Source organism: Hanstruepera sp. CR43, assembly GCF_055227665.1.
In genome coordinates this window covers 1,276,021-1,297,926 of the sequence record NZ_CP200078.1, presented here as the reverse complement: position 1 = coordinate 1,297,926, position 21,906 = coordinate 1,276,021, and the positions used below count along the sequence as shown (strand labels likewise).

The window sequence follows — 21,906 nt, the reverse complement described above, 5'->3', positions numbered from 1 at the left end:
TGATGGGATGGTTATTGACTGACTTCTGTCTCTGAATTCTTGGGTAAATCAATAATTTGGTATTGTGATTGTGCATTGATTTTAAATGGTTGACCGGAATAGGGCTTGGCGTATTCATTTTCAAGGCTATGTGTTAATATCCAATGTTCCAGATCTTTACGGCTAATCTCATCACGTAAATATTTTTCAATCATTAAACTGGCAATTCTACCCGCAAACCTGGCTCCAAAATAACCATTTTCAACAAACACGGCCAATGCTATTTTTGGATTGTCTTTTGGGGCAAAAGCGATGAAGATAGAATGATCAGTTAGTTGGGTTCTAACACTATCAATAACAGTAAAGTTTTCAGCGGTTCCTGTTTTTCCACATATTTCAATTCCAGGAACTTGTAAAAAATGGGCTGTTCCTTTATTATAAACATCAAATAAACCTTGCACAACGGGTTCAAAATGAATGTGGTCTATGCTTGTTTCATGTTTGGTCGTGAACTTTTGATCTATTTCTTGGCCCTCAATATTTTTTATGATATGTGGGGTGTAATAATATCCTCTATTGGCAATTGCAGCAGTCATATTTGCTAAATGCATAGGTGTTACTTGTACCTCACCTTGACCTATGGCATTGGAAATTATGGTTGTGGCACCCCAATTGAAATCGGGATACCATTTGTCGTAATAGGCACCATCAGGAATATTTCCTTTTTTACCAATGGGTAAATCAGTGCCAAGAAATTGACCTAAACCAAAGCTGCTAATATGGCCACTCCAGATATCCATGGCGTGGCTTGCATTGTCATATTTATCTATAGTTTTTCTGAAAGCATTGGCAAAATAGGAATTACAGGATTTAGCAATCCCCAGATTTAAACTTCTTGTACCGCCACCACAGTGACAGCCCATGGTTCCGCGTCGACCATATCGGTAAACGCCAGTACACCTTATGGAAGTCTGCGTATTTAAAACGCCTTCTTGTAATGCTGTTAATGCTACCAAGGATTTAAAAGGTGAACCTGGTTCATGTACACGAAGTAAGCTTTTATCGATTAAAGGCAGATTAATGGAATCATTATACAACTTGGTATAATTACGTGATCGCTTTCTACCGACTAATAGATTGGGATTGTACGAAGGAGCAGAAACCAAGGCTAATATTTCACCTGAACCAGGTTCAATGGCAACAATTCCCCCACGTTTGTGCTGCATGAGTAATTCGCCATACTCCTGCAATTTGGAATCAATGGAAATGGTAATATCTTTTCCTTGTTTAGGAAGGGTGTCAAATTTGCCATCCTTGTATGGTCCAATATCTCTGTTAAATCGGTCTTTTTGAATAAATTTAATACCTTTTACACCTCTTAACTCTTCTTCATAAGACAATTCTACACCTTGCTTTCCTATTAAATCTCCCATTTTGTAATAAGGAGATCTATCAATTTGACTCGGTGTAACTTCTGCAATAAAACCTAAAACATTAGCGCCTACATCTGTTTGGTAATCTCTCAACAAACGTTTTTGAATATAAAAACCCTCATATTTTCGCATTTTTTCCTGCAAAACGGCATAATCTTCTTTAGAAAGATGTGGAATGAAAACATAAGGTAATCGTGGTGAATAATGATAAGCTTTGTTATAGGTTTTAATGAATTGTTCTTTACTGATTTTTAATAATGAACAAAATTCAAGAGTGTCCAATGGTTTTACCTCTCTTGGAATGACCATGACATCATAGGAAGGCTGGTTTCCAACCAACAGCGTGCCATTTCTGTCGTAAACAAAACCACGTTTTGGGTAATCGTATACTTTTCTAATGGCGTTATCCTCATACAAACTTTGGGTATTAAAGGAATAGATTTGAAGATAAAACAAACGACCAAGGAATGTAAAGCCTACTAATATTATTAAAATAAACAGTAAAAATTGACGCATTATGTTTTTCTACTAAAAATTATAGATGTAACCAGACACAATATAATAGTGAATATTCCTGAAAATAACGTTTTTTGAAGTATCAAAAGTATTTTCGATAAGTTAAATATCTCCAGAGAGAACAAGATAATATGGTGAACCAAAACCAAAATGGTAAAATAAATGGCTTTAGCACCAAAGTCAACATTTTTAAACTTAATGGTTTGATGTTCATAAACCGATCCAAAACAGAATTTCAACACGACAGGCCTTATAAAAGCTATCGTGACAGATGCGGCTGCATGGACACCACCCGAATCTGAAAACAAATCTACAGTCAATCCCAATAAGAAACTTAATAGTAAAAACAACAAACGATTATTACTTACAGGAAAGAGGCAAATGAAAATTACGTAGAGATAGGGATTGATATTGCCTAAGAAATTAATATGGTTTAAAATCAATACCTGCACCAAAACCAGTACAATAAATCGAATGCTAAATGAAAAAACTAGATTATTCATTGTTCAATAGCTCGTTTATTTCTTCTCTGTTGATATTTTCTATAACATAAACGTATTCAATATCGGTCATGTCATTGAACAATTTCACGTTTATGGTGTAAAAATTTTCAGCATCATCAAGTTTAAAACTTTCAATGGTACCAATTTGAATGCCCTTTGGAAAAATAATAGAACGCCCTGAAGTGATAATGGTATCACCCTTTTTTAAAGGTGCTATTTTTTGAATTTCGGTCAATTGAACCATATTTGGAGACTTCGTATCCCACACAAGCGAACCAAAATGATTCGTGTTTTTTAATTGTGCACTAATTTTAACATTGGTGTTTAAGATAGAAAGTACCGTTGCATATTTGTTGCTGGTGTTGTCAACAATTCCTAAAATACCTTTGGAAGTAATAACTCCAAAATCTTGTTTTATGCTATCCTTTTTCCCTTTATTTAGGGTTAAGACATTGTTGTTTAATGCATAGCTATTTTTTATAATTCTGGCAGGTGTAAACTTATAATTGCCATAAAACCTCGTACTATCAATAAAGGCACTTTGAAGATTGCCATCAGCATTATATAAAATAGATTTCAGATAATTATTCTCTTCTTGGAGCAATTGATTTTGTTCTCTTAAACTGAAAAAAGACTGAATATTATTAACGGAATTATAAATTCCTCCAGTTAAAAAATTGGCAGAATTAATAAAGCGACTTCTATGATATGAATGGGATTGTATGGTAAAAACTATTGATAAAAAGAGCAAAAACAAATACAACAAAAACGTTTTGTTTCTTAAAAAGAAGTTGATTATTTGTTGCATGATTTAAAAGCTATTTAATCAATACGCTTTTGTATTTAGATAGATTTTTTAGTGTAATTCCCGTGCCTCGCACAACAGCTCTTAAAGGGTCTTCCGCAATATAAACAGGCAAATCTGTTTTTTGAGATAACCGTTTATCCAATCCACGCAACATGGAGCCTCCACCAGCTAAATAAATACCGGTGTTATAAATGTCGGCCGCTAATTCGGGAGGTGTTTGCGATAAGGTTTCCATAACAGCATCTTCAATTCTAAGTATAGATTTATCCAGTGCTTTGGCAATTTCACGATAGGAAATGGAAACTTGTTTTGGTTTTCCAGTAAGTAAGTCACGCCCTTGAACGCTCATATCTTCTGGAGGTAATTCCAAGTCTTCAGTTGCAGCCCCAATTTGGATTTTTATTTTTTCGGCAGTACGTTCACCAACATATAAATTGTGTTGTGTTCGCATGTAGTAAATAATATCATTGGTGAACACGTCACCAGCAATCTTAACGGATTTATCACAAACAATACCGCCTAAGGCGATTACGGCGATTTCTGTTGTTCCACCACCAATATCAACAACCATGTTTCCTTTGGGCTGCATAATATCTACACCAATACCAATAGCCGCCGCCATAGGTTCGTGAATCAAATAGACTTCCTTACCATTAACACGTTCAGCACTTTCCTTAACAGCACGCATTTCAACTTCGGTAATACCAGAAGGGATACAAATAACCATACGAAGCGAAGGTGGAAATAATTTCTTCTTGAGAGCAGGAATGTTTTTAATGAACATACTGATCATTTGCTCTGAAGCATCAAAATCGGCTATTACACCATCTTTCAATGGTCTGATGGTTTTGATGTTTTCGTGAGTTTTTCCCTGCATCATACTTGCTTCCTTACCAGCTGCAATAATTTTACCAGAAACTCTATCACGAGCAACAATAGAAGGGCTATCAACAACAACCTTGTCATTATGAATTATCAATGTATTGGCGGTCCCTAAATCTATTGCTATTTCCTCGGTTAGGAAGTCAAAAAATCCCATGTGCTATAAGTAAATTTTTGAGGTTAATTAAGTCTATCTCGTAAATGTAATAAAATTAATGTTTAAAATGACGTGTTCCCGTAAATACCATGGCAATATTATTGTCGTTACAATAATCAATACTTAATTGATCTTTAATAGAGCCACCAGGTTGGATAACAGCCTTAATTCCTGCGTTATTGGCAATTTCTACACAATCTGGAAATGGAAAAAAAGCATCACTGGCCATTACGGCTCCATTTAAATCAAAATTAAAGGATTGCGCTTTGTGAATAGCTTGGTTAAGTGCGTCAACACGACTAGTTTGTCCAGTTCCGCTGGCGCATAATTGTTTGTTTTTTGCCAAAACGACGGTATTAGATTTGGTGTGTTTGCAAATTTTAGATGCAAAAATCAAATCCTCTAACTCACTTTTTGTTGGTTTATTGTTTGTGGCATGAGATAAATTTTCAATATTGTCCGTAATGTTATCTCTATCTTGAACCAATACGCCGTTTAAACAACTTCTAACAGTGGTTTTTGGAAGTTCGATATCGTTTAAAACTAAAATGATTCGGTTCTTTTTACCTTTTAAAATTTCTAGAGCATCATCCGAAAAAGAAGGCGCAATAACTACTTCGCAAAATAGGGAGTGAATTTCATTGGCCGTTGCCTCATCTATTTCGGTATTGGCAATTAAAATACCACCAAACGCCGAAACGGGATCACCAGCTAACGCATCAACATAAGCCTGGTGAATAGTTGCGCGTTGAGCAAAACCACAGGCATTGTTATGCTTTAATATGGCAAACGCCGGTTCTTCACCTTTAAATTCATTCATGAGGGTGACGGCTGCATCGACATCCAGAAGATTATTATAACTTAACTCTTTACCATGCAGTTTGGTGAACATATCATCAAAGTTTCCAAAGAAAAAGCCTCTTTGATGAGGGTTTTCGCCATATCTCAATACTTGACCATTGGTTTCACTGATTTTCAAGCTGGCAATTTCGTGATTAGAGTTGAAGTAGTTGAAAATGGCAGAGTCGTAATGAGAGGAGACATTAAATGCTTTTGCTGCAAAACGTTTTCTATCCTCTTCCGAAGTTTCCCCCTTTTTAGTTTGTAAAATCTCCAAAAATTCGGCATAATCGTCAACTGAAGAAACACAAACAACATCAGCATAGTTTTTAGCTGCTGCTCTTATTAATGAAATGCCACCGATATCTATTTTCTCGATGATATCTTGATTGCTGGCGCCTGAAGCTACAGTTTTCTCAAATGGATAAAGGTCTACAATAACCAAGTCAATCTGCGGAATATCAAAATCAACCAATTCGGCTACATCGCTATCATTATTTTGTCTATTTAAAATGCCGCCAAATACTTTAGGGTGCAAGGTTTTAACACGGCCTCCTAAAATAGAAGGGTAGGAAGTGACATCCTCAACAGGAACCACATTGATTCCTAAATCTTTGATAAATTTTTCGGTGCCACCAGTTGAATAAATAGTAACATTTTGATTGTTTAATTCACGAACGATAGGCTCTAATCCCTCTTTGCTAAATACAGAAATCAGTGCCGATTTAATGGTTTTGTTGTTGCTCATTATAGAAGTGTTGTTATATGACTGCAAAAGTAGTTAATTCAATCAAAAACCAATACCTAAAAAAGCTTCAAAAACGCATGTTTTTTTAACTAAAGAGCAAAGTTGTTAACAGAGTGACTAAAAGTTGTATGTTTTGGTTTAAAGACTTAGCTTTAGCAAGAATTAACAATCTTGATCAAAGAGTTTAAAAAATATTACTTTAGAATATTTGTATCGCTATTAATTATATCGAATGGGTATTATATATGGGGTTTTTTTGTTTCTGGTAATTTAACTTTTAGTATCAACAAAACAGTTGGTTGGACATGGGATTTTACCAACATGATGTTTTGGTTGGGTGTATTCGAGTTTATTTTTATAATTTTTTTATTGTCGGCTGTAGTTACATTGATTTTTCTAAAGTTGAAACAAAAAAAATAGTTTAGATCTATAATATAGACGCTACCTTTTTACAAACAAATTCTAAAAAACGCTCATCAGCTTCGGTGAATGGATCTGGTGTATTGGAGTCAATATCTATTTGACCGATGTTTTCACTATTTACAAAAATGGGAATTACAATTTCAGCTTTTACAGTAATGCTACATGCTATGTAATTGTCCTGCGCCGACACATCGGGCACTACAAAATTTTTATTACTAACAGCTACCTGACCGCAAATACCTTTCCCAAAAGGAATAATAGTATGGTCAGTCGGTTCTCCTATATAAGGACCTAATTTTAATTCGTTTTTTTCACCATTTTTAAAGTAAAATCCTACCCAATTATAATAAGCAACTTCCTTTTCTAAAAGTTGGCAAATGGCGTATAATTTATCGTTAACCGATGTGCCTTTGTTGGAAACTATTTGTGTTATTTTAGGTTTTAATTCTTGGAGCGTCATTGTTCAAAAGTTTTGGTAAAAGTATTTAAAATACTATGATTTTTATATGCCATTTTATATAAATTTAACATCAAATAGTTTGTTGCTCAATGAAGAAATTATTTGCGAAGTATCAGTCGGTTATAAAATTTATCCTGACATTTTTATTGGTTTATTTTGTACTGTCTTTTGCTTACAAATTTTATTTACAATGGTCTGCCGGTGAAAGGTTTTATCCAGATTATCTGACGTATGTTGTCGCGCAACAAAGTGCAGATCTGCTTCATGATTTGGATTATAGAGCTCAAGTAATTCCGCATCCTGATGAGGCTTCAATTAAATTAATAATCAATGAAAAATACGTTGCCCGCATTATTGAGGGCTGTAATTCTGCGAGTGTTATTATTTTGTTCATCTCTTTTATCATTGCGTTTTCTGGCGATTTTAAAATAACGTTCTTATATATTCTTGCTGGAAGTGTGTTGATTTATATTGCTAACTTGTTTCGTGTGGTAATATTGGCAGCGGGTCTTTATCACTATCCCTGGCGAAAGGATATTTTACACACGGTTATTTTTCCTGGTATTATTTATGGGATGGTTTGTTTGCTTTGGGTGTTTTGGGTCAATAGGTTTTCAAATATAAAACGTGTCAAATGAAAACAGGCATAAAAATAGTGTGGTTGTTACTGCTGTTTGGATTATTAGTACTCATACGCGTATTTGAAAACAATTTGTTCTACGACCCCTTTTTAATGTTTTTTAAAAATGATTACCTCTACATTGATTCCCCGAGACGTGAAGTTTTTAAGCTAACAGTCTTCACAAGTTTACGCTATGTGATGAATACGGTTATTTCTTTGGGTATTCTTTATGTATTATTCAAAGATAAGGGCATTGTTAGATTTTCTACAATACTCTATGGTATAGCATTTTTAATATTGATAGTTCTATATCTCTACTTTGTTATTAATCCAAGGCAAGAAGATTATTATTTGTTTTTTAATATTCGTCGTTTTTTAATTCAGCCTTTGTTACTGTTATTGTTAATTCCAGCTTTTCTATTACTATAAGCAACATCAGTAATGTTAAGCCTTTTTTAAATGTAAGACCTGTTGCAGTTATTTTTTGTAAATTTGTAATGTGTTAAAGCGATACATACATAAAGTTTTTTCTGTTATAATGGCATTATTGGTGCTATTCTCTACAGTGTCATTTACCGTAGAAAAGCATTTTTGTGGTGATGTTTTGGTAGATATGTCAGTGTTTTCCGAAGTCCAAAAATGTGGTATGGAAATGAATGCTACTGAACTGCCTTCCATGACTAAAAAGAGTTGCTGTAAAGACACCACTGATGTTATAAAAGGTCAGGACGAATTGACAGTGAAAACTTTTGATGATATTGAGTTTGAGCAACAGGTTTTTCTTGTAACTTTTTCACATACGTATTTTGATCTTTTTGAAGATTTATCAGAACGAGAAGTTCTTCACAAAGATTATTCTCCTCCCAACTTGGTTTATGACATTCAGGTGCGTGATCAAGTTTTCTTAATTTGATTTTTTTTGGACAGTCTCCGTGAAAAACGGATGGGTAATTAATTGTTCAATCAATAAATCAAATAAAAATGATACACACATATACCGTTACAGGAATGACCTGTAATAATTGTAAGGCAAAAGTTGAAAGTGCTTTGCAAAATTTAGATTATGTTGATGACGTTTATGTGGATTTAGAAGCTCAAGAAGCACAAATCACGATGTCACAACATATAGCAACTAAAACATTGCAAGGTGCTTTATCTGAAAAATATCAGATTTCAGAAAAAAAAGAGCGTAACGTCTTTACGTCAACCTCACAACAAACGGAGGAAAAATCAGACTTAAAACAATTGTTTCCTTTGTTTTTAATCTTTGGTTATATCATTATAACAGCCTTTTTGCTAAATAATAATCCAATGGATTGGGGCAATTTTATGCTTGATTTTATGGGCTTGTTTTATATTGTTTTTAGCTTTTTTAAGCTATTGGATTTAAAAGGATTTCCAGAATCATTTAGAATGTATGATCCGTTAGCTAAAGCCGTTCCTGTTTATGGCTGGGTTTATCCATTTATAGAAGTTGTATTGGGACTCATGTTTCTGATGCGTTTTCAAATTCCGTTTGCATTAATAATTACATTGGTGATTTTAGGTATTACTACGTTTGGAGTAACCAAGACGTTGTTAGACAAAAAGGCCATTCGGTGTGCTTGTTTGGGAACTGCACTAAAACTTCCAATGACCAAAGCCACCTTTATTGAAAATAGTATTATGATAGTTATGGCTGTTATCATGCTGATTAAAATTTATAGCTCATGAAAAAGATAATAGTCATTATGTTAATACTTCCCTTTTTGTCTTTTTCGCAAACTGAAATCAGTGGTGAGATAGTGGAAGTTAATGCTGAAAATAAAGAAGTGCCGTTGCCAGGAGCCAATGTGTACTGGCTTAACTCAACGATAGGTGATGTAACCAATTTGGATGGAAAATTTACGATTCCATACCAAAGTGATTACAAAAAACTGGTAATAAGTTATGTGGGTTATAAAACAGATACCTTGAACATAATGGAACCAAAACCAATTCGTCATATTTTACAAAGTACCAGTACCCTTGATGAGGTAACTGTTACCTCTAGAAAACAAGCTACGGCGAAATCGTATTTACAAGCTCAAAATATCATGACAGTTAGTAGTGACGAATTGTTAAAAGCAGCATGCTGCAACCTGTCTGAGAGTTTTGAAACCAACCCATCAATTGATGTGAATTTTGCCGATGCTGTTTCTGGGACACGCCAAATAAAGATGTTGGGGTTGACCAGTCCGTATATCTTAATCGCTACCGAGAATATTCCAACGGTACGAGGAGCGTCACAGGCCTATGGTTTAACTTTTACACCAGGAACTTGGGTAGAGAGCATTCAGATAACGAAGGGTATGGGAAGCGTGGTTAATGGTCATGAGAGTATTGCAGGACAAATCAATGCTGAACTTCAAAAACCTACTAAAGATGATAAGCTTTTTGTGAATTTTTACGGAGCCAGTAATGAGCGCCTAGAGCTGAATACCCATTTAAATACTAAAATTAGTGATAGATGGAGTACTGGACTGTACTTGCATGGTAATTCTCATCAAAAAAAGCATGACGTCAATGATGATGGTTTTTTAGATATGCCACTTTATAATCAAATCAACATCATGAATAGATGGCAATATACCGATGCAGAGAATGGGTTTGTAGGCTTTTTTAATATCAGGTATTTGATTGATGAAAAGCAAACGGGTGAGTTAGATTTTAATCCAGAAACTGATAAATTGACTGCTAATGCTTGGGGAAGCGAAATAGATACCAAGCGATTTGACTTTTCAGGCAAAATGGGTTATGTAAATCCGGAGTTGCCATGGCAGAGTTTAGGTGTACAGTTTGCAGTAAGTAACCACCAACAGGATTCCTATTTTGGATTACGTGAATATAATATAGAGCACAACAGTATTTATTCCAACGTTATATACAACTCCATAATAAGCGATTCAAGACACAAGATTAAGACAGGTGCTAGTTTTACTTATGACTACTATGATGAGTTAGTGGAGTCCAATGACTTTGAACGTACAGAGAATTCAGTAGGTGCTTTTTTTGAGTATAATTTTGATAATTTAGAGAAATTAAATCTCACTGCAGGAATTCGGGTAGATAACCATAATAAACTTGGGTTTTTTATAACCCCACGTTTTCACGTTCGCTATACACCTTGGGAAAAATCGGCATTTCGAGCGTCATTTGGCCGCGGAAAACGTTCTGCAAATATATTTGCAGAAAACCAAAGCCTATTTTCAACTTCAAGAAACATAAATATTTTTAATTCCAATGGCGGTGAAATTTATGGATTAGATCCAGAGATTGCCTGGAACTATGGAGTGTCCTATTTGCAAGGATTCAATCTTTTTGGAAGGAAGGCAGATGTAACGGTAGATTTTTATAGAACTGATTTCCAAAACCAAGTGGTGGTTGATTGGGAAAACCCCAGAGAAATTAATTTCTATAATTTGAAAAACGGAAGTTATGCCAATAGTTTTCAATCGGAATTAAACTACAATGCCTTTGAGCGTTTTGATTTGCGATTGGCGTATAAATTTTATGATGTCAAAACTAGATATCAATCGGGTAAAAACATCAGACCTTTAACACCAAAGCATCGATTTTTTGCCAATGCGGGTTATGAAACCAATCTAAATGATAAAGGAGGTTTATGGAAGTTTGATGCAACTTTTAATTGGTTGGGTGAACAGCGTTTCGCCTCAACGTTGGGTAATCCAGTAGAATATCAATTACCTGAAAATTCTCCAACAGTAGGAACCCTTAATGTTCAAATAACCAAAGTGTTCTCTCCAAAATTTGAAGTATATTTAGGAGGAGAAAATATTACCAATGTTCGTCAGGATAATCCTATATTGGGTGCTGATGATCCTTTTGGAGCGAATTTTGATACCACGTTTGTATATGGTCCAATCTTTGGGAGTATGTATTATGCAGGTTTACGATTTAGAATAAAATAACAATTTTTAAATAATATAAAGATGAAAAAAATAGTAGTATTCGCCGTGTTATTAATGGCAACAATATCCTTCGCACAGAACAAAAATGCCAAAGCTTCATTAGAAGTAGATGGTGTGTGTATGATGTGCAAAGACCGGATAGAGAAAGCTTGTATAAAGACCAAAGGGGTTAAAAGTGCCAATTGGAATGTAGAAACACACGAGCTCAAGTTAATTTATAATGAAGAAAAAACAACTCTGGACGATATTAAGAAGAACATCGTGGCAGTAGGACATGATTTAAAAGATATGAAAGCAACTGATGAAGCTTACAACAGTGTCCATGATTGCTGTAGATATCGTGATGAAGAAGTTAAAAAGGATCATGAAGATTAATTCAAAAATATTCTTTTCTTTGTTGTTCAATTATTAATTTTTAAAAATGAGAAACTATTTCTTCTTTGCGGTTGTTGTTTTACTTTCTGTAAATGCAATTGGTCAAAATGACTTTATTATTACCATTGATGGGGAATCGCATCAAATTTCACTTGATGAAAACAATGAATTTGAAGTTAATGGCAAGAAAGTCAATATTTTGGTTAAGGAAAAGGATACTCTGGTTTATAATGATAGCTTCTATGACTTTAATTATATAAAGAAACATAGCATTTCAAAAACTGTTATTGATGAGGGTATTGAACAAATCATGATGATGACAGCTTCTGGCTCGGGAATTTTAGTTCAGAAATACGATTCATTTGACCCAACGATGCTTCAGGAAATGATGCTAAAAGAAGTGACCAAAGAAAGTGTGAGTTATGGTTATAAAATGGAACGTCAAGATTATGAAAAGACATTGGTTTCAGGTGAAAAAATTAGAGTGCTTAAGGCGGCTTTAGAGTATAAAGGTGAATTGGAAACCTATGAAATATCAGCTTTTGGTAAGAAAGATGAAGGTATTCTAATTATGACCATGAACATGAATGATGAATTGGACGTCGATGGTGCCGATATGATTAAGCTCATGTGGGATACGCTCAAAATAAAATAGTCACTTAACTTTTATAAGTAAAAAGCCACTTTGTTAAAGTGGCTTTTTTTGTATAGCCTAAAATCAATTATGTTGTATCAGGTGTTGTAATGTAACTTTCTTCGAATTTTAGTTAAATTTTTCCCAAGGAAATAACAATGGATTTAACTTATTACTACTTTTAATATGTTCTTTTAAACAATAAAATTATGGGACAATCAAAGTCAAAAGGCAAGTTTGCTTTACCAAAACAAGCGGTAAAAAAGGCTCCACAGGCTCCTGCTAAAAAGAAGTAGTCTGTTTTTTTGGGGTTACCAATGATAACCCTTCAGTTAAGGATAATAAAAACAAATAGCCATCTCGAAAAGATGGCTTTTATATTTTAAATCGCCAAAATAAAAAACGCTTCAAGAATTACCTTGAAGCGTTTTTAAATTTGCTATTAATGTATGTCATTACATCATGCCTGGCATGCCACCACCCATAGGAGGCATAGCTGGTGCATCTTCTTTAATATCAATTAAGGCACATTCTGTAGTCAGAATCATACCAGCAACCGAAGCTGCATTTTCCAATGCGATACGGGTTACTTTTTTAGGATCGATAATTCCGGCTTTAAGCATATCGACATAGGTTTCAGATTTAGCATCAAAACCAAAGTCTTTTTTACCCTCCATAACTTTAGAAATAACGACACTACCTTCACCGCCAGCATTAGAAACAATGGTTCTTAAAGGTGCCTCAATAGCACGAGCTACAATTTGAATTCCAGTAACTTCATCAAGGTTTTCTGTTGTTAATTTTTCAAGCACTTTTTTTGCTCTCACCAAGGCAACACCACCACCAGCAACAATACCTTCTTCAACGGCTGCTCTGGTAGCATGTAAGGCATCATCCACACGATCTTTCTTCTCTTTCATTTCAACTTCTGAAGCTGCACCTACATATAATACTGCAACACCACCAGCCAATTTAGCCAGACGTTCTTGAAGTTTTTCTTTATCATAATCAGAAGTGGTTGTCTCAATTTGAGCCTTGATTTGGTTCACTCGAGCTTTAATTTCAGATGCTTTTCCAGAACCGTTAACTATGGTTGTGTTATCTTTATCAATAGTAACCGTTTCAGCAGTTCCCAACATGCTTAAATCAGCATTTTCTAATGAGAAACCACGTTCTTCTGAAATAACTACACCGCCTGTTAAAATCGCAATGTCTTCTAACATCGCTTTGCGTCTGTCACCAAAACCGGGAGCTTTTACAGCCGCAATTTTTAAACCACCACGTAGTTTATTTACAACTAAAGTCGCTAATGCTTGACCTTCTACATCTTCAGCAATGATTAATAATGGACGGCCAGATTGAGCTACTGGTTCTAGGATAGGAAGTATTTCCTGTAAGTTGGAAATCTTTTTATCAAATAATAAAATATACGGATTTTCTAAATCAGCAATCATTTTATCAGCGTCAGTCACAAAATAAGGAGATAAATATCCTCTGTCAAACTGCATACCCTCTACAACATCTACATACGTATCTGTTCCTTTGGCTTCTTCAACAGTAATGACACCTTCTTTTCCAACTTTACTAAAGGCTTTAGCGATTAAATCACCAATAGTGTCGTCATTGTTAGCTGAAATTGAAGCCACTTGCTTTATTTTTTCAGATGAATTGCCAACTTGTTTTGATTGCTTTTCAAGGTCTTTGGTAATGGCCTCAACCGCTTTGTCAATCCCGCGTTTTAAGTCCATTGGATTGGCACCAGCGGCAACGTTACGTAAACCTTCTTTTACGATTGCTTGGGCTAAAACGGTTGCCGTTGTTGTTCCGTCTCCTGCTAAATCATTCGTTTTTGAAGCAACTTCTTTTACCATTTGAGCGCCCATATTTTCAAGCTCATTTTCTAATTCAATTTCTTTGGCTACAGTAACACCGTCTTTGGTTACTTGAGGGGCGCCAAAACTTTTACTGATAATAACATTTCTACCTTTTGGGCCTAAAGTTACTTTTACTGCATCGGCTAATGCATCTACACCACGTTTTAATCCGTCACGTGCGTCAATATCAAATTTTATGTTTTTTGCCATTTTTTTAGTTTTTTAAATGATGATTAAACAATTGCAAGAATGTCACTCTCTCGCATAATTAAATAGTCTTTGCCTTCTAGCTTTAACTCGGTTCCAGCATATTTTCCATAAAGCACATTGTCACCAACTTTCACTGTCATTGGTTCGTCCTTGGTTCCTTTTCCAACCGCCATGACTTTACCTTGTTGCGGTTTTTCTTTGGCGTTGTCAGGAATGATAATTCCAGATGCTGTTTTAGTTTCAGCAGCAGCAGGCTCTATTAAAACGCGATCTGCTAATGGTTTAATGTTTAATGCCATTTTATATATTATTTTGATTAATTAAACTTGTTTTTACGAGTAGATGATAAGCTAAAAATGTGCCAATGGAAAGAGACTGACAAATTTTCATTAGATAAATCTTGGGTATAAAAAAAGCCAACAGAACTGTCGGCTTTTTAATGTTTTCAATATAAAAATTATTGTGCAGAATCGTTAACTGCTCCAGTATTTTCAGTTTGAGCTGGCGTTGTTGCAGGAACAACTGGTTGCTCAGTAGTATTGATATTGTCAATAGCTTTTGATTCAGCAGTACCAGATCCTCTGTTAATAGCAACATTTGATAGTAAAATCAATACCAACATTAAGGTTGCTAATGTCCAGGTACTTTTGTCTAAAAAGTCTGTTGTTTTTTTAACACCACCTAGTTGCTGTGTGCCACCACCACCAAAGGATGACGACAAACCACCACCTTTAGGATTTTGTACCATGATTACTACAACTAATAAAAATGCTACAACAACTATTAAGGCTAAAAATATTGTAAACGTACTCATTGTTCTTTATTATTTTGTTCTTGTAATTGTTTTATTGCTTTAATTTGGTCTGCAAAGAAACCACTTTTTTCTGGATATTTCAAACTTAAAATTTTATAAGATTGAATAGCCTTTTTATAGTTCTTTTGCTCAACATAAATACGCGCCAATGTTTCTGTCATCAAAGCTTCGGGTTGTATCATTTGCTCCTCTGCTAAATTGACATTTTTGGTTTGTGTTTTTTCTGGTTTAAGCTTTGGGTTTTTACTTAAAAAACTATCAATGAGATCAAACTTTTTGCTGCGCTCATCAACTTGGATGGTATCTTCTTCTGTATTGGGAATGTCAATTTTAACATGTTCTTCAGAACGATCAATAGGTTTAAATCGCGTTAGTTTAAGCCATTCATTAAAGGAATGTCTTTCATTAATGTCGAATTGTAGAGGTTTACCAATTTTTAGGATATCTTCAGGCGAATCTTCACTAATGTTAGAAGTCTCAAAATTCTCTTCAATGGGTTCACTTTCATCCAATTGAAAATTGACAATTTTAGATTTTTTAACCTTTGGTTGAAATAATTCGGGATCCAAAATTTTTTCGGTGTCCTTAATTTGTTGTTTCAAAGCTGCATCAATAACGGCACTCTTGTCCACTGTAACATCTTCTACCGAAACATCCAGGTCCTTAATATGGTCGGTGTGTTTTTTGATGTATTCGGAAATTTCGTTTTGTACGAATTTATCGGAGGTTATATAATCAAATAAGATGCTTCTGTCCGTTGTATAGGCTGCAGCTGTTTTTAGCGCATCATTATAGTCAAAACTCTCGGCATTTTTTAATGCTTTCAAATAGATTGCTCGAGCCGACTGGAAATAAGGATATTTGTCAATAATGCCCTCAAGTGATGCTGTATGATCACTGGAAACAACTTGTGGGTTTTGAATAATATGTGAAAATTCAGTTCGATTCATATTACCATTTCGCTAAAGAGGCATTAAAAATATCTTGGGTTATACGTGTAAAAAGCTCTTCATGTGCAGCGTCTTTAGTGGCTCCCGTCAATAAACTACTTCCGGTGTAATCATAGAAAAATGAAAAGCTTTGTTCAAAATCATCTTCTTCATTCTTTTTGTTGAAAAACCGAACTCTTACCGACATCGTTAATCGGTTTTGAGCAGCTGTATTATTGGCAGTTGCCGTTGTTGGCGCAATTCTATATTCGGTGATTTCACCTTCATAAACTAAATCACCGTTGGATTTTACCAAATCTAGATTCGTTTGATTGAGTAATAAATCCTGTAGAGCTAACGTGAAATCCCGATCTAAACCAGGTTCTACCAATAACGAACTATTTTGAAAATAGTTTACCTGAAAAGTTTTAACATCTGACGATATGGAAGCACCTGTAAAAGAATAGTGTCCACAGCCAAAAAGTGTCAAACTCATTATAGGAATGAATATATATTTTAAGAATGTCTTCATGAATAAGATTGTCAGGCTTCAAAAATAAATCTTTAAACGCAAGTAAGTCATAAAGTTTTCAAAAAATATCAATCGGGAATCTCATCGCCTTGATAATAATAATTGCCAAAAGCAGTGACTGCACCAGGTCCAAGTTCATCAATATATTGACGAGTAGAAGACTCGGGTAAATTATTTTCATTAAGCGTGTAGTCAAAAGCTATCATGCTCGGGTCAGAATAATTTATTAAGGTTAGGTTATTCTGGGAAAATAGAAAGAAAAACAGATTATAGTTGCCTCCAAAAGGACTTACTAGTGGATATAAATTTATTAGATTAGTTGTAGAGTACAGCGGGTTAGTAATTGAATCATGACTAAATGCCACACAGTCAGTATCAGAACAATCACTGGTGACATTGCCATTATAACCATTCCAAAACAGATCACCACAACCACCATATTCATAAATTTCTTCAGTAACTGTATTATATTCACTGCCAAATGAATAATCACAAACACTTAACATGGGGTTGGTGTTACTTAAAGAATACTTGTAATAATAACCTTCTGTATATTCAATATCGCCATCAGTCCATGTGTCTATGGTATAGTTGCTTAAATCGATATAATAACCATTGCCTTCGTTAACGAATTCTATTTCTCTAGTACCAATATTCGTGATTCTGTTTTCTGAATCATAAGAAACATCACTAGACCAAATAGGCACGCCATTTTCATCATTTTTAGTGTAATTAATAAGTCTTTGTTCAGAATCAAATTCAAAATCGTATATGTAAATGTTGTGTGGTTGCGTTCGGGTATCCGTGTAATAGATCTTATATAATTGACCATAGTGATCAAAGTAGAATTTTATGTAAGGATCACCATCTGAATTGAGTGCATGAAATTGAGAAATTATGGTTGAATCCACGGTTGGTTCTGTTAAATTGGTTGTTGTGGCATCATCGGTTAAATTACCATCGGTATCAATGCCATCGTCACTAACATCGGTAACTTGGTTGCCATTTGGCGTGGTAGCTTCAGCAGATATGCTATTGGAAAGGCCACCAGCATCAACATCGGTTTGGGTTATGGTGTAGCTGGCAGTGTAAGTAGCGGTTTCATTGACTAATAGATTGCCATTACTGCTTCCGGCGTCAGAACTAACAAAGGCTATTGGTGCGTTTAATGTTAAAGCATTACCATTATTATCAGTTAATGTGTAGGATAAGTTAAGATTGGTTAAATCTACCTCGCCTGTATTTTTGACCGAAATGGTATAGGTCAAAACATCGCCAACGCCTAAAAAGTTATTTTCGTCGGTGGTGACTTCAACGATATTGGTAACTTCTAATGCTTCATTTTCATTGATAGTAAGTGGTTGACTGTCATCAGAATTATTACTGCAGGAATAACATAATAAGATGAGGGTGATGATTAGTGATGAGCGGTTCATAACAGAATGATTAATAATCTGTTAAGATACCGATAATTTGTTATAAATCAAATTGTTTAATCTTCCTATATAGTGTGCGTTCACTAATGCCCAATTCTTGTGCAGCCAATTTGCGCTTGCCATTGTGGCGTTCCAAAGATTTTTTAATGAGTTCTAACTCTTTATCATGTAACGATAGGGTTTCCTCTTCTTCTATTTCTTCTGCAAAATGGTATTTGTCTGTAATCTCTTCAGCTTCTTGATAAGTAGGTTCAGAAGAAGACTTTTCTGGAATAGAAAGAACCTCAAGGTCTTCTACAGTAACATCTTCTTCGTCGTCACCATAAATTTTTTGAATCAGTCCCTCATTTTGTTTTTGTACTTCGGAAACATTACCACTTTTCATGAGTTCCATCGTGAGCTTTTTCAAGTCATTTAAGTCACTTTTCATATCGAAAAGTACCTTGTACAAAATTTCTCGTTCACTACTGAAATCACTTTCTGACTTGGTCGTACTAATGACAGCAGGTAGGTTGCTTGAGCCACTTGGTAAATATTCCTGAAGCGTAGCAGCATTAATGTTTCTATTTTGTTCCAAAACAGAAATTTGCTCGGCTACATTTCGTAATTGACGAATATTGCCACTCCAACGATGTTTTAATAATAGATGGACTGCGTCATCCGTTAATTTAATGGTTGGCATTTTGTATTTGAGAGCGAAATCACTAGCAAATTTTCTAAAAAGTAAATGAATGTCCTCTTTACGGTCGCGTAATGGTGGTAAGTGAATTTCAACGGTACTTAAACGATAATATAAATCTTCACGGAACTTTTCCTTTTTTATGGCCTCAAACATATTGACGTTGGTTGCAGCCACAATGCGCACATTGGTTTTTTGAACCTTACTGGAACCAACTTTTATAAATTCACCGTTCTCAAGAACACGCAATAAACGCACCTGTGTTGTTAATGGCAATTCACCAACTTCATCCAGGAAAATGGTTCCGCCATCAGCTACCTCAAAATAGCCAGAACGCGTTTGCGTGGCTCCAGTAAAAGAACCTTTTTCGTGACCGAACAATTCACTGTCAATGGTGCCTTCAGGAATCGCTCCACAGTTTACCGCAATATATTTACCATGCTTTCTATGCGAAAGCTGATGGATAATTTTTGGAATACTTTCTTTACCTACACCAGATTCACCAGTAACCAAAACTGAAATATCGGTTGGAGCTACCTGTATAGCCTTTTCAATGGCACGATTTAAACTTGGGTCGTTACCAATAATGCCAAAACGTTGTTTTATAGCTTGAACGGATTCCATAATTAATTGTTTTCGGAATAACCAACGGCTTCACCTAAAAGTGTGGCTGTTGTACAATCGGTTATTTGGACGTTTACAAAATCCCCCACTTGATAATGTTCTTTTGGGAAAATCACTACCGTGTTATAGGTATTTCTGCCAGACCAATGAGCGTCAGAACGTTTGGATTCTTTTTCAATTAGGACTTCTTCAATCTTACCAACATGTTGTTGGGTTCTGTAATGTCCATGTTGTCTCTGCAACTCTATGATTTCCTGTAATCGCCGTTTTTTTGTGGCTTCTGGAACATCATCTTCCATCTTGCGTTCGGCCAACGTACCTGGTCTTTCGGAATAGGCAAACATAAATCCAAAATCATATTTTACGTATTCCATAAGACTCAAAGTGTCCTGATGATCGGCTTCGGTTTCAGTTGGGAAACCAGCAATCATATCCTGACTGAAAGCAATATCAGGAATTAAGTTTTTTATGTTGTCAATGAGTTTGAAATATTCTTCACGCGTATGTTGACGATTCATTTCCTTTAAAATACGATTACTACCGCTTTGTACAGGTAAATGAATGTATTTACAGATATTATTATGTTTTGCCATAATTTCTATGACATCCATAGTCATATCTTGTGGATTGGATGTAGAAAAACGGATACGCATTTTGGGTTGTGCTGTAGCACACATATCCAATAGCTTGGCAAAATTAACAGCAGTTGCTTTTTGTAGGTCGCTGGCTTTATCAAAATCTTTTTTTAGTCCACCACCATACCATAAATAACTATCTACATTTTGTCCTAATAAGGTGATTTCCTTGTAACCTTTATTCCATAAATCATTGACTTCCTCAATAATGCTTTGAGGGTCTCTACTGCGTTCTCGACCTCTGGTGAATGGTACTACACAAAAGGTGCACATGTTATCACATCCTCTGGTAATGGAAACAAATGCTGTGACACCATTGGAATCTAATCTCACAGGTGAAATATCTCCATAGGTTTCTTCTTTGGATAGAATGACATTTATAGCTTCACGGCCATCCTCAACTTCAGAGAGTAAATTGGGTAAATCCTTATAGGCATCTGGTCCAACCACCAAATCAACAATTTTTTCTTCTTCTAAAAATTTGCTTTTTAAACGTTCAGCCATACAACCTAAAACACCAACTTTCATTTTTGGGTTAATCTTTTTTACGGCATTGTATTTTTCCAAACGTTTACGCACAGTTTGTTCAGCCTTATCTCTAATAGAACAGGTATTTACCAATACCAAATCGGCATCTTCAAGATTCTGAGTTGTATTAAACCCTTCATTTGAAAGAATAGAAGCTACTATTTCACTATCACTAAAATTCATTTGACAGCCATAGCTTTCGATAAATAGCTTTCTGCTGTTTTCTTTTTTAGCTTCCAGATGCAGACTTTTTCCTTGTTTTGATTCGTCTATAACCTTCTCCATAGTCATTTTCAAAATTTACTGAAATCCATAATAATGGTATATTGGATTGTCAATTTCTATGCCCAGAAATTATGGGCGGTTGCAAAGTTACGATTATTTTCAAAACAGTGACAAAGTGTCAGACAATAAAAATTATTTTATGAATGCTCCTAAATAATCCTTACTTTGGTATGAAACACTAACAAACTTCAAATAGTATGAACACAATTACTTCAATTTTAGAGCGCGTCAAAACCGCTCCTTCTCTCGATTTTGGTGAAATTTTCAGCAATTCTATTGAGCTTTTTAAAAAAACTTGGGTGCAAGGTTTTTTGCTGCAATTATTTTCTGTTCTGATTATGCTGCCATTTATAATTTTAATTTATGTGCCGTTTATTATGGCTATGGTTGCTCAAGTACAAGCAGATGGTGCAAATCCCGATTCCATGGAAGCCTTTAATGCGGTTTTTGCCGGTTTTTCTTTGTTGTTTATTGTTTTGATTTTCGTTGGCATGTTGGTTTTGAGTGTTGTTACTCTCTCACTTCAATCCGGGTTTTATAGAATTATGAAAATGCTCGACCATGATGAGCAGGTTACAACTGCGGATTTTTTCTACTTTGTTAAAGGAAATCATTTGAGCAAGTTGTTTGTTTTGATGTTGGCGTCGTTAGTTATTTCTATCATAGCCGCATTATTGTGTTTTATACCTATTATATATGTCATGGTTCCTATGTCGTTTTTTACCATGTTTTTTGCCTTCAATCCCGAACTCTCTGTTAGCGATATCATAAAAGGTAGTTTTGCATTAGGAAATAAAAAGTGGTTATTGGTATTCGGATTAATTATAGTTTCTTCTTTATTGGCCGAAATAGTAGGTCTCTTACTTTGCGGAGTAGGCGTGTTCTTTACAGCTGCGTTTGTATATCACCCAACATACCTGGTTTATAAAAACGTCATCGGGTTTAATAATGATGACAAACCCGTGAATCATATTGTTGAATAATAACAAATAAAATATTTTGAAACCTACATTTTATGCATTTAAAATGT

At 35.0% G+C, this 21,906-nt stretch carries 22 protein-coding genes; 8 read left to right on the top strand and 14 right to left on the bottom strand.

What is annotated here, in order from left to right:
- Positions 1–11: 11 nt before the first annotated feature.
- From ACKXGU_RS05995 to ACKXGU_RS05970, 6 genes are all read right to left on the bottom strand, one after another.
- Positions 12–1,928 (bottom strand): peptidoglycan D,D-transpeptidase FtsI family protein, encoded by a 1,917-nt coding sequence (locus ACKXGU_RS05995; RefSeq protein WP_463467146.1) that lies wholly within the window; start codon positions 1,926–1,928, stop codon positions 12–14.
- The gene (locus ACKXGU_RS05990) at positions 1,928–2,431 is read right to left on the bottom strand and encodes a rod shape-determining protein MreD (protein ID WP_463467145.1); all 504 of its coding nucleotides are present in this window, start codon (positions 2,429–2,431) and stop codon (positions 1,928–1,930) included. Before ACKXGU_RS05990 ends, ACKXGU_RS05995 begins: the two co-directional genes overlap by 1 nt.
- Positions 2,424–3,239: a rod shape-determining protein MreC gene (gene mreC, locus ACKXGU_RS05985; protein ID WP_463467144.1), complete on the bottom strand. Its 816-nt coding sequence runs from the start codon at positions 3,237–3,239 to the stop codon at positions 2,424–2,426. The genes ACKXGU_RS05990 and mreC overlap by 8 nt, the downstream gene beginning before the upstream one ends.
- 10 nt (positions 3,240–3,249) lie before the next feature.
- The gene (locus ACKXGU_RS05980; RefSeq protein WP_103051580.1) at positions 3,250–4,278 is read right to left on the bottom strand and encodes a rod shape-determining protein; all 1,029 of its coding nucleotides are present in this window, start codon (positions 4,276–4,278) and stop codon (positions 3,250–3,252) included.
- A gap of 55 nt (positions 4,279–4,333) precedes the next feature.
- Positions 4,334–5,866, bottom strand: coding sequence for a bifunctional phosphoribosylaminoimidazolecarboxamide formyltransferase/IMP cyclohydrolase (purH, locus tag ACKXGU_RS05975; protein ID WP_463467143.1), 1,533 nt, complete (start codon positions 5,864–5,866; stop codon positions 4,334–4,336).
- A 427-nt stretch (positions 5,867–6,293) separates the two neighbouring features.
- Positions 6,294–6,749 carry a GAF domain-containing protein gene (locus tag ACKXGU_RS05970; RefSeq protein WP_463467142.1) on the bottom strand — a complete coding sequence of 152 codons (456 nt, stop codon included), beginning with the start codon at positions 6,747–6,749 and terminating at the stop codon, positions 6,294–6,296.
- 89 nt (positions 6,750–6,838) lie between these two features.
- Between ACKXGU_RS05970 and xrtF the strand changes: the two genes are divergently transcribed.
- The 7 genes from xrtF to ACKXGU_RS05935 all read left to right on the top strand — a co-directional run bounded on the left by xrtF (position 6,839) and on the right by ACKXGU_RS05935 (position 12,351).
- Positions 6,839–7,387 carry an exosortase family protein XrtF gene (gene xrtF / locus ACKXGU_RS05965; protein ID WP_463467141.1) on the top strand — a complete coding sequence of 183 codons (549 nt, stop codon included), beginning with the start codon at positions 6,839–6,841 and terminating at the stop codon, positions 7,385–7,387.
- Positions 7,384–7,800 (top strand): exosortase F system-associated membrane protein, encoded by a 417-nt coding sequence (locus ACKXGU_RS05960; protein WP_463467140.1) that lies wholly within the window; start codon positions 7,384–7,386, stop codon positions 7,798–7,800. Before xrtF ends, ACKXGU_RS05960 begins: the two co-directional genes overlap by 4 nt.
- 70 nt (positions 7,801–7,870) lie before the next feature.
- A complete protein-coding gene (locus tag ACKXGU_RS05955; protein WP_463467139.1) occupies positions 7,871–8,284 on the top strand; it encodes an HYC_CC_PP family protein in 414 nt (137 codons plus the stop codon).
- Positions 8,285–8,352: 68 nt separating this feature from the next.
- A complete protein-coding gene (locus ACKXGU_RS05950; RefSeq protein WP_463467138.1) occupies positions 8,353–9,084 on the top strand; it encodes a heavy-metal-associated domain-containing protein in 732 nt (243 codons plus the stop codon).
- On the top strand, positions 9,081–11,321 hold the full coding sequence (locus tag ACKXGU_RS05945; protein WP_463467137.1) for a TonB-dependent receptor: 2,241 nt from the start codon (positions 9,081–9,083) through the stop codon (positions 11,319–11,321). The genes ACKXGU_RS05950 and ACKXGU_RS05945 overlap by 4 nt, the downstream gene beginning before the upstream one ends.
- A gap of 21 nt (positions 11,322–11,342) precedes the next feature.
- Positions 11,343–11,696: a heavy-metal-associated domain-containing protein gene (locus ACKXGU_RS05940; protein WP_463467136.1), complete on the top strand. Its 354-nt coding sequence runs from the start codon at positions 11,343–11,345 to the stop codon at positions 11,694–11,696.
- A gap of 46 nt (positions 11,697–11,742) precedes the next feature.
- Entirely contained in the window at positions 11,743–12,351 is a 609-nt protein-coding gene (locus tag ACKXGU_RS05935) for a hypothetical protein (protein ID WP_463467135.1), read from the top strand.
- A 434-nt stretch (positions 12,352–12,785) separates the two neighbouring features.
- Here ACKXGU_RS05935 and groL read toward each other — a convergent pair whose 3' ends face one another.
- The 8 genes from groL to miaB form a co-directional block, all read right to left on the bottom strand.
- On the bottom strand, positions 12,786–14,414 hold the full coding sequence (gene groL / locus ACKXGU_RS05930; protein ID WP_463467134.1) for a chaperonin GroEL: 1,629 nt from the start codon (positions 14,412–14,414) through the stop codon (positions 12,786–12,788).
- 23 nt (positions 14,415–14,437) lie between these two features.
- Complete coding sequence (locus tag ACKXGU_RS05925; protein WP_103051569.1) at positions 14,438–14,713, bottom strand: co-chaperone GroES; 276 nt, start codon at positions 14,711–14,713, stop codon at positions 14,438–14,440.
- Between the two features lie 158 nt (positions 14,714–14,871).
- Entirely contained in the window at positions 14,872–15,228 is a 357-nt protein-coding gene (gene secG / locus ACKXGU_RS05920; RefSeq protein WP_463467133.1) for a preprotein translocase subunit SecG, read from the bottom strand.
- On the bottom strand, positions 15,225–16,178 hold the full coding sequence (locus tag ACKXGU_RS05915) for a hypothetical protein (protein WP_463467132.1): 954 nt from the start codon (positions 16,176–16,178) through the stop codon (positions 15,225–15,227). Before ACKXGU_RS05915 ends, secG begins: the two co-directional genes overlap by 4 nt.
- Position 16,179: 1 nt before the next feature.
- Positions 16,180–16,689 (bottom strand): LptE family protein, encoded by a 510-nt coding sequence (locus tag ACKXGU_RS05910; protein ID WP_463467131.1) that lies wholly within the window; start codon positions 16,687–16,689, stop codon positions 16,180–16,182.
- 68 nt (positions 16,690–16,757) lie between these two features.
- On the bottom strand, positions 16,758–18,125 hold the full coding sequence (locus ACKXGU_RS05905; protein ID WP_463467130.1) for a DUF7507 domain-containing protein: 1,368 nt from the start codon (positions 18,123–18,125) through the stop codon (positions 16,758–16,760).
- A 40-nt stretch (positions 18,126–18,165) separates the two neighbouring features.
- Entirely contained in the window at positions 18,166–19,428 is a 1,263-nt protein-coding gene (locus tag ACKXGU_RS05900; protein ID WP_463467129.1) for a sigma-54 interaction domain-containing protein, read from the bottom strand.
- 2 nt (positions 19,429–19,430) lie between these two features.
- Entirely contained in the window at positions 19,431–20,876 is a 1,446-nt protein-coding gene (gene miaB, locus ACKXGU_RS05895; RefSeq protein ID WP_463467128.1) for a tRNA (N6-isopentenyl adenosine(37)-C2)-methylthiotransferase MiaB, read from the bottom strand.
- 197 nt (positions 20,877–21,073) lie between these two features.
- Here miaB and ACKXGU_RS05890 point away from each other — a divergent pair, with 197 nt between their 5' ends.
- On the top strand, positions 21,074–21,859 hold the full coding sequence (locus ACKXGU_RS05890) for a hypothetical protein (RefSeq protein ID WP_463467127.1): 786 nt from the start codon (positions 21,074–21,076) through the stop codon (positions 21,857–21,859).
- Positions 21,860–21,906 lie beyond the last annotated feature (47 nt).